Annotated in this window: 8 protein-coding genes and 2 pseudogenes; 6 read left to right on the plus strand and 4 right to left on the minus strand. The window is 69.4% G+C overall.

All coding sequences use genetic code 11. The annotated features are described in order from the left end of the window. The first annotated feature begins 472 nt into the window (after positions 1 to 472). Positions 473 to 637: a hypothetical protein gene (locus tag ABD211_RS09480; RefSeq protein ID WP_344128441.1), complete on the plus strand. Its 165-nt coding sequence runs from the start codon at positions 473 to 475 to the stop codon at positions 635 to 637. 43 nt (positions 638 to 680) lie between these two features. Here the strand turns inward: ABD211_RS09480 and ABD211_RS09485 are convergent, their stop codons facing one another. Continuing rightward, entirely contained in the window at positions 681 to 2,291 is a 1,611-nt protein-coding gene (locus ABD211_RS09485; protein WP_344128443.1) for a nucleotidyl transferase AbiEii/AbiGii toxin family protein, read from the minus strand. Positions 2,292 to 2,916: 625 nt separating this feature from the next. Between ABD211_RS09485 and ABD211_RS09490 the strand changes: the two genes are divergently transcribed. The 3 genes and pseudogenes from ABD211_RS09490 (at position 2,917) to ABD211_RS09500 (ending at position 5,242) form a co-directional block, all read left to right on the plus strand. Beyond that, positions 2,917 to 3,300 carry a hypothetical protein gene (locus ABD211_RS09490; protein WP_344128445.1) on the plus strand — a complete coding sequence of 128 codons (384 nt, stop codon included), beginning with the start codon at positions 2,917 to 2,919 and terminating at the stop codon, positions 3,298 to 3,300. Continuing rightward, positions 3,285 to 3,671, plus strand: a pseudogene (locus ABD211_RS09495) (non-reducing end alpha-L-arabinofuranosidase family hydrolase); the annotation flags it as partial. The gene ABD211_RS09490 and the pseudogene ABD211_RS09495, both read left to right, overlap by 16 nt. Before the next feature lie 149 nt (positions 3,672 to 3,820). Then, positions 3,821 to 5,242 carry a cellulose binding domain-containing protein gene (locus ABD211_RS09500; RefSeq protein ID WP_344128447.1) on the plus strand — a complete coding sequence of 474 codons (1,422 nt, stop codon included), beginning with the start codon at positions 3,821 to 3,823 and terminating at the stop codon, positions 5,240 to 5,242. A gap of 214 nt (positions 5,243 to 5,456) precedes the next feature. Here ABD211_RS09500 and ABD211_RS09505 read toward each other — a convergent pair. After that, positions 5,457 to 6,363, minus strand: a pseudogene (locus ABD211_RS09505) (oxidoreductase). 132 nt (positions 6,364 to 6,495) lie between these two features. On the opposite strand from ABD211_RS09505, the gene ABD211_RS09510 reads away from it, so the two are divergent. After that, on the plus strand, positions 6,496 to 7,371 hold the full coding sequence (locus ABD211_RS09510) for a helix-turn-helix transcriptional regulator (protein ID WP_344128449.1): 876 nt from the start codon (positions 6,496 to 6,498) through the stop codon (positions 7,369 to 7,371). Between the two features lie 378 nt (positions 7,372 to 7,749). Then, complete coding sequence (locus ABD211_RS09515) at positions 7,750 to 10,074, plus strand: glycoside hydrolase family 9 protein (RefSeq protein ID WP_344128451.1); 2,325 nt, start codon at positions 7,750 to 7,752, stop codon at positions 10,072 to 10,074. Positions 10,075 to 10,195: 121 nt separating this feature from the next. Here ABD211_RS09515 and ABD211_RS09520 read toward each other — a convergent pair whose 3' ends face one another. Continuing rightward, complete coding sequence (locus tag ABD211_RS09520; protein WP_344128453.1) at positions 10,196 to 11,242, minus strand: LacI family DNA-binding transcriptional regulator; 1,047 nt, start codon at positions 11,240 to 11,242, stop codon at positions 10,196 to 10,198. Positions 11,243 to 11,347: 105 nt separating this feature from the next. Further along, on the minus strand, positions 11,348 to 13,789 hold the full coding sequence (locus ABD211_RS09525) for an alpha/beta hydrolase-fold protein (RefSeq protein WP_344128455.1): 2,442 nt from the start codon (positions 13,787 to 13,789) through the stop codon (positions 11,348 to 11,350). Between the last annotated feature and the right edge of the window lie 130 nt (positions 13,790 to 13,919).

Consider the following 13,919-nt stretch of genomic DNA (forward strand, 5'->3'; position numbering starts at 1 on the left):
GTCATAACTGTAGGTGACGGTCTCCTGGCTCAGCCCGCCCCCCGCCGGATAGGTCACCGCCCCATGGAACGGGTCGGCGGCCGAACGCCAGGTAGCACAGGTGGGCTCGAGGCGTACCCCGAAGTCGAGACCGGCACCAGGGACAGGAGCCGGAACAGGTCCGCCGTCGCCGGACGCAGCTGGCGGTAGGTGACCGCGATGGCCGCCTCGACCCCCAGGCCCCGCGGTCAACGTGCCGAGCCTGCGCCGCTCGTCGGCCAACCGCGCCACGAGGTCCCCGATCCGCCACTGCGGCCGGCTCGGCGCCGTCGGGTTCGAGCACGTCCACCGCCACGCGGGTGGCAGACTCCAGACCTGCCAACGAACGGCGGCTCGTGACGATGGCGAGGCACCCGCCCCGCCGGGCAGCAGCGCCCGCACCTGCGCCTCGTCAACAGCGTTATCGAGTACGAGCAACAGCCGGCGGTCGCGGGTGAGCGAAGGCCGACTCACCGGCCGACACTCCGGTGAGTTTCTCGGCCTCGCGCCCACCGACCACGAGGTGGAACTGCCCTTCGTGGCGTTCTACCGCTTCGACGCCGACGACAAACCCGCCTCCGAGCGGGTGGTGATGAACCTCGGACCGCTGGCCGGCTGAGCATCGTGTTGTCCTCCATACGTCCGCGACCCGGTTGACGGGGTCAGGACCAGGCGCGTTCAAGAGCGCGGGCGAGGCGCCGCCGCCACGACTCGGCGTCACCGTCGATACCCGGATACTCGTCGGTGAAGTTGGTCCAGTCGATGTCCCAGGACAGCACCGTCTCGGCGGTGAAGTCGTTCGCTTCGTTGCCCAGTTCGGCGCGCATCAGGTTGCGGACCAGCGGGAGGCCCACCCTGGTGTGCTCGGCGAGCAGGACAGCGTCGTAGAGGTCCTTGCCCTGCGGATAGATGTCGGTGGCCAGCCACAACAGCTTCCACGCCAAGGCGAGCGGCGCCGGCGCGGCCAGGACCGGGACGTCGACACCCGGCAGCGTCAGCTTCTCGATGGCCAGGCTCACCCCCGTCAGCCTCTCGGCCGCCAGCGCCTCGAGGGTGAGGGGCAGCCGCTCGCCGAAGACGAGGTCAACCTGCACGGTGCCGTCCGGCACGCCGGGCGCACCGAACGGGATCACGAGTCGGCGGCCGTCCGCGCGCTCGTACGTCCAGATGGCCGACTCCGCGGTTTCCCACGCCCGCAGGCCAGCGCCCGGCGCGGCGGCGACCGCGGCCCTGAGCCCGTCGAGCAGGCGCCGCGCCTCGACGCTGTCGCTGGTCATGGTGTGCGGGATGACGACGAAGTCGAGGTCGCCCGGCTCGCGGGCGGCGGCACCGACCCAGGCGGCCAACGTCACGCTTCCCCGCAGGACGAGGTTGTCCGCCAACTCCGAACGCGCGATCACCGCGAGAAGGTGGTCCATCGCGGCCCGACGGGCCTGCCTCCACCGTTGCCCTGCCGCCGCGTCCAGGAAGACCGGCTCCCCCGCGCGGTAGGCGTTGGCATGGTTCTTGAGGGCGGGGTCGAACGCGGCGCTCTGCCGGACCATCGCGCCCTCGGGAAGCGGACGGTACGTCGCCGGATAACCCTCCGTGCCCGCTGGCGCGGCGCGCATACGCTGCTCCCGCTCCACCACATAGCTACGCGACGCTGGCGCGTCAAGCCAGCCGTTGTCAAGCGACAGATGATCGTCGGAGACGACGTACTCCTGCTCCGCCTGGAGGATCTCGTGGCCCGCCGCGCGCAGAGTGGTGACCAGGTCGTCCAGCCGGCGCCGTGCCGTGGCCAGCCCGACGCCGAGACAGCGCTGGTTGACGAACCGCTCGTGCCGCCCGTCGGGCCGCTGCCGCCGCGCGTTGCGCGACAGCCGCGCGCCGTGCGGCGCGACCAGATCGGTGATCGCGGTCAGATCCTCTACGCTCAGCTCGGGAAGCAGCACCTTGACGTGATGCTCGAAGTACCGCCCGGTGGGCTCGGCGGCCGCGTCGTCGTCCGAGCGTGGCACGCCCGCACACCACGGCGCCGCCTCGACCTTGATACGGCACGGATGCATCCCCGCCTGCCGGAGCCGGTCGTACCAACTGCGCGCGAGGATACGCTGCTCGTCCAACGTGCCGCTGCCGGTGAGGCTGAGCATCGGCTGCGACACCTGCGCCCCACGGTCCAGCAGGATGTGCACGAACGTCACGCCGTGCCGGTCAGCGAACTCCGCCAGCTTCTCCGCCTCGTGCGAAGGCGCCGTGATATGTATCTCGAAGTCCCCCGACACGTCGACCATCCGCGCATCGTAGGCCATCCCGCACGCCCGGATCACCGACGTTTCCTGGCTTCCCTGCCGGGTCATGTGCCGTGCGTACTCGGCGAGTTGCGGAGGGAGCACACCGCGGCCGGATCGCCCTCGTAGGGATCGACCAGATCCTCGGCTCCGCTGGCCGATCTCTCCCCGTCCACACTGGAACGCGCCACGTCGCGGCGACCACGCTGAGTTCGCAGCTCTCAGCGTCACGGCGTCGGCCGATCCGTCCCTGGCCCTGGAGACCGCCGCCGACCACATGTTCCTGACGGTCGGGGCGACACCTACGACGTTCAGGTTCGGCATCGCGGTGAACAGGAACGCCGGGACCGCGCCGTACCGGGGAGCCACCCCGCAACCGCTGGTGACGAGCGCCAACCGCAGGCAACCGGCCGCCCCGGCAGCCAAGCCCGCGGCGCAGGTCAACAGGGCCGGCGCGGCGTCCCCGGGTGGCACGGCGTGCGCCACGGCAGCGGCGGCGACGACCTGCTCGCGAGCGGGCTGACCGGCTTCAACGGCGAGTACAAACCTGTGCTTCGACAACACCGACGGCACCAGCGCCGGACAGGACGTCTACCTGAAGTTCACCGCGGGCAACGGCAGCTGGCGGGTGCGGACGCGCGCCGGCTGGATCTACAACTACGTCAGCGGGGTGGACGGGGAGGTGCTGGACAACACCACCGCCGACTTCGGCCCGCTGCAGCCGGGCGACCCGACGCACATGCGGGGCGCGGCCGCCTTCGCCGCCACCCAGGTCACCTGGAACAACGTCCCCGGCGCCTGCTGGGACATGGTCGGGCCCTGCCGGGCCGTGGTGATCCTCTGGCAGCCGGACTCCGACGACGGTACCTACTACAGCCTCGCCACCAATGACGTGCACCTGGCCGCCGTCGACCCGGACTCCGCGATCCTCGTCTCCCACGAGGTGACGCACTCCATCATGGACGACGTCTACGAGGACAACTTCCCATCGGCCAGTCTACGCAGATCATGAGCGACACGACGGTCAACTTGTTCGAGGCCGTCCAGGTCTACAAGGTCCAGGGCCAGCACCGGTACCTGATGATCGTCGAGGCGATCGGCAGCCAGGGACGCTACTACCGCTCGTTCACGTCCTCGAGCCTGGACGGTTCGTGGACGCCGCAGGCAGCCACCGAGAGCAACCCGTTCGCCGGTACGGCCAACAGCGGCGCCACCTGGACCAACGACGTCGGTCACGGTGACCTGATCCGCAGCAACCCCGACCAGACCATGACCATCGATCCCTGCAACATGCAGTTCCTGTACCAGGGGCGGCCGGTCGAAGACATGAGCGGCTACACCATCCCGCCCTACCGGCCGGCGTTGTTGACCCTGCAGCGATAGCGGGTGACACAGCCCTGATCTGGCGGTCGCCCTCATTTGACCTCTGCCCGTCTCCTGACGCGATTGAGCTCGACAGCTTGAGATGTTTCAATCAATGACGGACCCCTCCCGCCCCGCCCGTACCGCTTCTACCGTTCCGGGAGCCATCCATGCGCAGAAGGTTCATCGTCCCAGCCTTCGCGGGTTCGCTCGCCGCGGCCACCGCTCTCACGATCGCGATAAGCACCGCACCAGGGGCCCAGGCCGCCACCGGCGCTGCGGCGGCGCCGATGGCCGCCGCGGCCACTCCCGCCGACACGACGCCACCCTCGGTGCCGACCGGGCTCGTCGCCCAGACCAGCTGCGCCGGCATCGTGACGCTGACGTGGAACTCGTCCACAGACGACGTGGGCGTCATCGGGTACGACATCTATCACGCCCCGGCGCGTGGCACCTTTACGCTGCTCGGCGTCAGCACCATCACGAGGGCGACCGAGTCGCTGGGCGGCCAGACGCAATATCAGGTGCGGGCCCGCGACGCCGCCGGCAACGTGTCCGCGTTCTCCTCGATCGCCACGGCCTACCCGTTGGGCTGCCCGATCCCGCCGCCCTCCCCCACGCCCCCGTCGACCGGCGACGTCACGCCGCCGAGCGTGCCGACCGGGCTCGGCTACCGCATCAACTGCAATCTGGACTTCACGCTGGAGTGGACCCGGTCCACCGACAACATCGGGGTCGCCGGCTACGACATCTACAAGGCCCCGTACGGCAGCAGCACGTTCACGTCCGCTGGGACGAGCGCGACCATTACGTTCGCCGATCATCTGGGCAGCTACAACCGGTATCAGGTGCGGGCCCGCGATTACGCCGGCAACGTGTCCGCGTTCACGGCGCCGGTCACGATCGTGCCGCCGCCGTGCCCGACGATGCCGCCCACGAGCTCGCCGCCGTCCACCACGCCCCCGGCCACCGGGGACAGCCAACCGCCGACGACCCCCGGTACGCCGACGGCCACCGTCAGCTGCGGCGTCGCGAACCTGACGTGGACGGCGTCCACTGACAACGTCAACGTCCTCCGGTACGAGGTCTGGCGCGCGTCGGGCACCGCGACCAATGCCACGTTCGAGCTCGCCGGAACGGTCCCGACCACCACGTTCACGCACACCGGCCCGGGCTCCTACCAGTTCAAGGTCCGCGCATCCGACGCGGCGAACAACTACTCCGCGTTCAGCGCCCCGGTCGCCGTCTACGTTCCCGCCTGCCCGACCAGCTCATCGCCGAGCACCGGCTGCACCGCCGCTTTCAGCGTCATCAGCAGCTGGTCCAGCGGGTTCCAGGGGCAGGTGCTGGTGACCAACACCGGCACGACCGCGACCACGTCGTGGACCGTGACGCTCACGTTCGACAGCGGACAGAAGATCACCCAGATCTGGAATGCCCGCACGAGCAGCACGGCCAGCCCGTACGCGATCACCAACGAGAGTTACAACGGCGCACTGGCGCCGGGGGCGACCGCCACGTTCGGCTTCCTGGGCACCGGACCGGGCATCAGCGGCTCAGCCACGACCGCCACGTGCACCCGGACGCCGTGACCTGCCCGTCCCGACTACCTGATCAGCCCGCGCCGGCTCCGACCGGCGCGGGCTTTTCATTGGCGGCGCCAACATCCGGCTCATTCTCCGGCACTGTGCGGGCGAGGTGCTCGTTGTAGCTCAGCTCAGTACGCGAGTGGTGCACTGCGCCCGGACGCCGCGAATGAACCGTTGCGCGAACGCGTTCGACGCTGCGCGACGCGGTGGGTTCAGGTCAGAGGTAGCTGACGCCGGTGAGTTCCTCGGCCGCCGCCCAGAGCCGCTTGCCGATGGCCGGATCGGCGGCTTCCCGGCTGAGCCGGGCCTCGGTGACCCGGCCCCGCGTTTCCCAGAGGCCGGACGGCCCGAAGAACTGGCCGCCCCGCACACCGGGCTCGGTCGCGGCGCGCAACTGTGGCAGCGCGCCCTGCTCTACCGACTGGGTGGCCAGGAGGCCGAGCCACGCGATCGTCTGCCCGAGCCGGCCACGGTGCTCCCAGGCACGCGGGGTCAGGTTGGTGCGGGTGAGACCGGGGTGGGCCAGCGTGCTGACGATCGGCGATCCGGCGGCGCGCAGGCGGCGGTCCAGTTCGATGCCGAAGATCGTGGTGGCCAGCTTGGACCGGCCGTAGGCGGGAGCGGCCCGGTAGTTACGTACGAACATCAGGTCGTCGAAATCGAGGTGCGCGTTCTTGTGGGTGATTCGAGCTGAGACTGACCACGCGGGCTTCCCGCGCCGCGGCCAGATTGCCGAGCAGCAGGCCGGTCAGCGCGAAGTGGCCGAGCATGTTGGTGGCGAGGTGCAGCTCGAAGCCGTCGCTGGACGTGCGGCGCGGGCCGAGCAGTACCACGCCGGCGTTGTTGACCAGCACGTCGATCGCCGGGTGGTCGGCGGCCACCTTCGCCGCGAAGGCCCGTACGGAGGCAAGGCAGGCCAGATCCAGCTCGCGCACCTCGACGTCGCCGCCGATGCGGCGGGCGGCGTCCGCACCGGCGGCGGTGTCGCGGACGGCGAGGACGACGTGGGCGCCGTGGCGGGCCAGTCCGGTAGCGGTGACCAGGCCGAGGCCCGAGTTCGCGCCGGTCACGACGGCGATGCGGCCGTGCTGGTCAGGGATGCGGTCGGTGGTCCATCCGGTCATCTGCTGCTCCTGGGAGTGTCGACGGCGGTAGACGGACCACGCTAGGAGCGGGACGAGCCGGTTCGGTCGTTGTGGATTACCTGGGTCTGCCGGACCTACCTTGGGTGTCCAGCAAGGCGGCACACTTACGGCATGACCCATCCGTACGCTCGTGAGCTCGGTGACTTCCTGCGCGCCCGGCGCAGCCGGCTGCATCCGCGAGATGTCGGCCTGGAGCCGGGCGGCCGGCGCAGGGTCACCGGGCTGCGACGCGAGGAGCTGGCCCTACTCGCCGGGCTGAGCACCGACTACTACCAGCGAATGGAGCAGGGCCGCGAGGTACGCCCGTCCGACGGCGTCCTGGACGCGCTCGCCGGCGCGCTCGGCCTCGACGACGGGGAACGCCGGCACCTGTTCACCCTGGCCCACGCCGCCCGTCGGCCGATGCCCGCCCGGATCGACCGCGGTCCGGAACTGGTGCCGGACAGCACACGGCGGCTACTGCGGGTGATGGACACCCCGGCGGTCGTGCTCGGCCGGCACCTGGACCTGCTCGCCTGGAACCCGATGGCGCAGGCGCTGCTCGGCGACCCGGACGCCTACCCGCCCGACCGGCTCAACATGCTCCTGCTGATGTTCGACGACACGCTGACCGGCGAGCGCAGCTGCCCGGACTGGGAACGCCAAACCCTCGAATACATCGGCATGATGCGCGCCGCCGTCGCCACCGACCCCACCCACCCCCGCGCCACCGCGATCGTCGGTGAGCTGAGCATCCGCAGCGCCGAGTTCCGGCGCCTATGGGCCCGCCACGACATACGCGAATCGGTCAGCGGCACCAAGACCTTCCGGGCGCCCGAGGTCGGCGACATCGTCCTGGACTGGGACACGTATCCACTGCCGGGAAATCCCGGCCCGATCATGCTGGTCTTCACCGCTGAGCCAGGCAGCGCCGACGCCGACCGGCTGCAGCTCCTGGCGTCGTTGCACGCGACCCGCTCGGCGCTCGCCGACAAGCACGCCTCATAGGGCGCGGCCATCCGCGGCGTCGAGCACGAGCCACTGCTCGTCCACCGCCGACGCGACGTCATCTGCCCGGCGGAGTCCACGCGGGCCGCCTGGCCAAACGGTGGCGACCCACCCGAGGCAGCAGGCAGCGCCGCGCAGCGACACGCCGACCAGCGCTGAGACTTCCGAGCTGCGGGCCGGCCGATCAGCTGACAAAACGGCAGTGACCTGCTCTTTTCCTGGGATACGACCGGCCGGGTTCGGAAGGTGTAGCGGCTAATCCCGCCCACCTACCTACTCTGTGCCAGGTTATGGCGTACTACGCCGGTACGCCCTGCCACGCCGGGCGCCTGGCGCAGCGATCTCAGTGGACGTGTGCGTCCGTAGAAAGGACCTATCGTGTCGACCGGCACCACATTGAAACGCCGTCGCGTCATAACGATCGCCGCCATCGCGGCTGTCGTTATGACGGCCGGCGTTGTTAACGCTAACACCGCGTCATCCGCGGTCTATCCCGCCGGGGACGCCTCGATCCGGCTCAACCAGATCGGCTACGCGCCGACCCTGCCCAAACGGGCGACCGTCGTCAACACCTCTACCACCCCCGTGGCCTGGCAACTGCGCAATGCCGCGGGGACGGCCGTAGCCTCCGGCACTACCACGGTGAAGGGCAACGACGCGGCCTCGGGCGACTACGTCCACACCGTCGACTTCTCGTCCTTCACAGGCACTGGCGAAGGCTTCCGGCTGGAGGTCGCGGGCAGGTCGAGCCACGCGTTCACCATCGCCAACGGCGTCTACAACCAGCTCGCGAAGGACTCGCTGGCGTTCTTCTACCACCAGCGCAGCGGCATCGCGATCCAGGCCGCTCTGGTGGGCTCCCCCTATGCCCGCCCCGCCGGTCACCTGGGAATCTCCCCCAACCGCGGTGACACCGACGTGCCGTGCCAGCCCGGCGTGTGCGACTACCGCCTGGACGCGCGCGGCGGCTGGTATGACGCTGGCGACCAGGGCAAGTACGTGGTCAACGGCGGGATCTCCGTGTGGCAGCTGCTCGACGCGTACGAGCGCAGCCGCAACGTCTCCGGCGCGAACCGAAACGCGTTCGCCGACGGCTCGCAGGCGATCCCCGAGGCCGGCAACGGCGTCTCCGACATCCTCGACGAGGCCCGCTGGGAAATCGAGTTTCTGCTGCGCATGCAGGTGCCGGTCGGCAAGCCGAAGGCGGGCATGGCCTTCCACAAGCTGCATGACCAGAACTGGACGGGCATCCCGCAGCGTCCGGAGACCGACTCCCAACTGCGTGAGCTGCACCCGCCGTCGACGGCCGCCACCCTGAACCTGGCGGCGGTGGCCGCCCAGTGCGCCCGCGTGTGGAAGACCATCAACCCCACCTTCGCCACCACCTGCCAGACAGCGGCGGAAAGGGCGTGGACCGCGGCCCGGGCCAACCCGGCCGTCTACGCCTCCGGCTCCGACAGCACGGGCGGCGGCGCGTACGGCGACAACGACGTGTCCGACGAGTTCTACTGGGCAGCCGCCGAGCTCTACGTCACCACCGGATCGTCGACCTACTCCAGCTTCCTCGCCTCGTCGCCGCACAACGCGGGCGCCAGCGTATCGAAGAACTTCGGCTGGCCCACGACCGCGGCGCTCGGCGACATCACCCTCGCGACCGTGCCCAACGGCCTGTCGTCCTCGACCGGTGCCACCATCCGGCAGCGGATCGTCACCCAGGCGGACGCACTACTCAACATCATCAACACCCAGGGGTACGGGGTGCCGCTGGGCTCCGCCGAATACTGGTGGGGCTCCAGCGGTGAAGTCAACAACCGGGCCACCCTCCTGGCGCTGGCAGCCGACTTCACGGGCCAGACGAAGTACCGCGACGGCGCGCTGTCCGCCCTGGACTACCTGCTCGGCCGCAACGCGCTCGGCAACTCGTACGTGACCGGCTTCGGCACGGTCTACTCGAAGAACCAGCACCACCGGTTCTGGGCGCACCAGAATGACGCGAGCCTGCCCAACCCGCCGGCCGGATCCCTTGCCGGTGGACCGGACTCCGCCCTGGAAGATGACATCGCCCGGCAGCGGCTGGGCGGCTGTGCGCCACAGAAGTGCTACATCGACGACATCGGCTCGTACTCGACGAACGAGGTCGCCATCAACTGGAACTCCGGTCTCGTCTGGCTCGCCGCCTACGCGGCCGAGAAGGCGGCCGGCACCACCCTGCCGACCTCGGCGGCGCCCACGTCCGCGGTACCGACATCGGCGGTACCGACATCGGCGGTGCCGACGTCCGCGGCGCCCACGTCCGCCGCGCCCACGTCCGGCCCGCCGACCTCGCGCCCGCCGACGTCGGCCCCGCCGACCTCGGGCACACCCACCACGCGTCCACCGACGTCATCACCGCCCGGCGGCGGGTGCACCGCGACGTACAAGGTGGTCGGGCAGTGGCAGGGCGGGTTCCAGGGTGAGGTGACGGTCCAGAACACCGGCGCGGGCGCCACGGCGTCCTGGACGGTGTCCTGGACGTTCCCGAACGGTCAGACCATCAGCCAGCTCTGGGGCGCGGTCCACAGTGTCAGCGGCACCACACAGACGGCGAAGAACGAGGCGTGGAACGGGGTGCTGGCCGCGAACGCCACCACCACGTTCGGCTTCATCGGCAGCTGGACAGCCGCCAACGGCGTGCCGGCCACGGTGAGCTGCAGCCGTACCTGACCACCAGCCCAACGCCGTGGGCCCGGCTCCTGACGGACCGGGCCCACGGCGTTGGCCGATCGTGACTCGTCCTGCGGCGTCGCGCCGTACCTTGCCATCACAAACGTGTGGCAGGACGGCCTCAGCGCAGCGTCGACTGCCTCTCGATCCGTTCGAAGTCGACGACTATCCTGCGGGGCGCCGGCTGTTCCTCTCGCGGCACACCGTCGAACTGGAGCTGGATCCGCTCTTCCAACAGGGCGACTGCCTGGTGTGCGATCACGTCGCGTCCGGGGTCGATGGTGCTCAGGGGAGGTCGGGAGTAGTTCGTTTCGTCGATGTTGTCGAAGCCGATCAGCAGGACGTCCTCGGGAACCCGTAGGCCGCGGTCCTGAAAGGCGGCGAGCGCACCCAGCGCGAGTGTGTCGGTGAACGCCACAACCGCGTCGGGCTTGACGCCGCTGTCAAGGATGCGAGCGATCGTCGTGGCGCCGGTGGAGTGGAAGTAGTCGGGTACACCGATGATCGCGCGTGGGTCGACGTCGAACCCTCGCGACTGGAGGGCGTCCCGGAAGCCCTGGAACCGCAGCGTTCCGCTGCTCGACGACGGGTCGTCCTTGACTCCCAGGGGGACTACCGTGGTCGCGCCCCGGTCCAGGACGTGCTCGGTCGCCGCACGTGCTCCCTCGACGTTGCTCATCGTGACGTGGTCGACGCTGCCATCGAACACCCGCTCGCCCAGGAGCACGAGGGGGAAGTCGACGTCGAACAGCGGAAGGTCTTTCTGGCCCAGCGCGAGTGGGGAGTACAGCACGCCGTCGAAGCGTGACCGGTAGCTGCCGTCCAGTACCCGCAACTCGCGGTCGCGCTCGGCGTTGGTCTGCTCGATGAAGACGGTCAGGCCTCGCCTGGATGCCTCTCGCATGACGGCGTCCGCAAGTTCGGCGAAGTACACAACGCGCAGCGACGGCAGCACCAAAGCGATCGCCCCGGTCCGGCCTCGGCTCAGGTTCCGCGCCGACACATTCACGTGGTAGCCCAGCTCACGGATCGCGTCGTCCACCCGCTTGCGGGTTTCCGGACGTACGAACTGATAACCGTTGAGGATGTTGGACACCGTCTTGATCGACACCCCGGCGAGTCGGGCTACGTCGCGCATCGTCGGCGACCTGTTGGTCTTGCGTGCCACAGCCCCTCCCGCCGCTCGTTGACCAGCGTATAAGACGCACGTGCCATCCGCGACGCAGCGGCCGGCCCGCCCCGATCCGGGGCAGGCCGGCCGCGTGGCCCAAGGTCACTTGATAGTCAGCGCGATGGTGTGAACTGAGCTGCTCAGGTCGATCTGCAACTCATAGGTGCCCGGGGCGAGCCCTCTGGTGTCCCAGTCGAAGACGTACTCGGCCTTGCCGGCGCTGTAGCGCGCAGTGTTGTCCGCCTTCTTCTGAACGGGTCTGGCCGGGACACGGTCACCGGCCACACCGTCCGTCTTCTTCGCCAGGTAGAGACGCGGCCGCGCGTCGGTGACCGTCCTGCCGTCTTCGCCGGTCAGGGTGAACCTGACCGGCACGGCACGTCCGGCTTTGACGACGTCGGAGCCGTCGCCGGCCAGCGGTGGCCGCACCCCGCCGAACCGGTACTCAGGCGCGAACAGGCGCGGCACGAAGTCGATCAGGTTCGCCATCCAGATGTCGAAGCCATGCGGTCCGACCCAGGTGCCGGCGTACTCGTACTCGATGCCCTGGGAGGTCAGCCACTGCATCGTGTTCTGGGTGAACGTGTACGTGAAGTCGACGTCACCGGAGTACAGCCTTACCAGCTTGGTGCTTTCGTTGACCGCCTGGACGTCGACGGTGGGGTAGGAGAACAGGCCCCCCGAGAAGGCACCGATGTAGGCGAACTCGCCCGGGTGGCTGAGCCAGGTGCCGAGGGTGTTGATGGCTCCCCACGACAGACCGGCGAGCGCCTGCTCATCCGAATCAGTCGAGATGTTGTACTTTTCCGCCGCGGTCGGCATCACGTGCTGGCTGAGGTCGGTCCAGAAGTCGACGCCGTTCTGGTCCGGCATGACCACGACCATCGGCACCATCGTACCGTTGAGGTAGTGGTTATCCAGAATCTGTTTGGCCCGCCCGGTCTCGAGCCAGCTGCCGTAGTTCTGGCCCCCGCCGTGGTACAGGTACAGCACCGGGTAGGCAGCTTCGCGGTCAGCGTCGTAGCCGGGCGGCGTCCAGACGTACGCGTACCGCTCTGCGCCCTGGGCTCCGTCGTAGGTCATCAGCGAGACCGTGCCGCCCTTGCCTGCGGGTACGTCGGCGAGCATTGCGTCGGTCTTGCCCGGCACGAACAGCGGCGACTCCGTCGTGTGCTTGTTGACGGTGTCGGCCGGGTCCTTCTTGTCGACGCCGTCGACCACGTACCGGTAGTAGTAGTAGCCGTCGAGCGGTCCGACACTGATGCGCCAGCGGCCGTCGGGCTGCTTGGCCATCGGGATCCGGAACCACTGGCCGTTCGGGGCCCAGTTGCCCCAGACCGTGACGTCCTTGGCGTCGGCCCATTGGGTGCCGGTCTCGAACGTGACGACGCCGTACGGGTCGATGTGCGGGGTCGTGATCGACCCGGCCGCAGGGGGCTGGTACGGCCGGGTCAGCGGGCGGTGTCCCTTGCTGGCGCCGTGGCCGGCGCCGTTGCGCCCGAAGAGCCGAGCGGCGAAGTCGCGCAGGTTCTCCCGCCACGCGTCCCAGGTGGCGTCGTCGGGGTTGACGCCGTCGAACTCGAACTTCACTCCGGACCTCTTCAGGTCCACCAGCAGGTCGTAGTTGTCGTTGTAGGACGGATCGAGCGTGTTGCCGACGTAGACCCGGAGTAGTTTGGTGCCCTTGTTGATCGCCTTGGCCTCCGCCTTGGTGATCGGGCCGTCGGCGGAGCCGGAGAAGGAGCCGACGTAGGCGAATGCGCCGGGATCGCTGCGGAGGATGCTGATCGCCTGCTCGGCACCGGTGGCGACACCGGCCAGCGCCTGACTCTGGGGCCGCGACGAGATGTTGTAGCCGGCCCGTGCTGCGGGGACGATGGCGTTGAGCAGCTCGGCGCGGGGGTCGGCGGAATTGGCGTCAGCCATCACGACCACCATCGACTTGGCGTCCCTGCCCGCGACCAGGTTGTCGAGGATCTGCTTCGCCCGGCCGAGTTCCAGCCACTCACGAGCGGTCTGACCCTGGCTGCTCAGCAGGTACAGGACCGGGTACGCCTCGGCCCGGGCGGAGTCGTAGCCGGGCGGCGTCCACACCACGGCGGTGCGGCTCTCCCCCGACGCTGCGCTTCTGTAGGACAGGTCCTCCACCGTCCCGCCCGCAGCGATGTCGTCCATCCACGCGACCGACTCACCCGGCACGAAGAAGGTGTTCCAGTTCGGCTTCGACGTCACCGCCGCCGGGCTGCCAGGCTGGCGGAAGGACACCTTCGACCTGTCCTGCATGGTCGCGGTGTACTGGTAGTAGTACAGCCCGGGCTCGAGCGGACCGACGTTCGCGGCGTAGTCCGAGCCGCTCGGGTCCATCGCGAGCGCCGACCAGGTGCCGCTCGGGCCGATGTTCGCCTCCAGTTCGAGCGTTGCCGGCGTTCCGCCGACGATGCTGCTGGCCTGCGACTGCGGCACCTTGAAGTAGTGGTAGACGTCGTCGTTCGAATGCCATGTGTCGGTCGCGGCAGCCGCCGGGGCGGCCGTGATGACGGACACCACCAAAGCCGCGGCTGCGACAAGGCTGGCCATTCGGGGGCCACTGCTGTGTGACATCGCGTTGCTGCTCCTCTCAGAGCGTCAAGGCCTCCCGCACCGAAGGCACGCGCCTCACCATCGAGATCGGCCA

The sequence above is a fragment of the Luedemannella flava genome (assembly GCF_039528515.1).
Classification (GTDB): domain Bacteria; phylum Actinomycetota; class Actinomycetes; order Mycobacteriales; family Micromonosporaceae; genus Luedemannella; species Luedemannella flava.

Excerpts from the sequence above, each read along its gene's own strand:
- ABD211_RS09500 (WP_344128447.1), top strand. The coding sequence starts at position 3,821 with ATGCGCAGAAGGTTCATCGTCCCAGCCTTCGCGGGTTCGCTCGCCGCG.
- ABD211_RS09485 (WP_344128443.1), bottom strand. The coding sequence starts at position 2,291 with ATGGTCGACGTGTCGGGGGACTTCGAGATACATATCACGGCGCCTTCG.
- ABD211_RS09510 (WP_344128449.1), top strand. The coding sequence starts at position 6,496 with ATGACCCATCCGTACGCTCGTGAGCTCGGTGACTTCCTGCGCGCCCGG.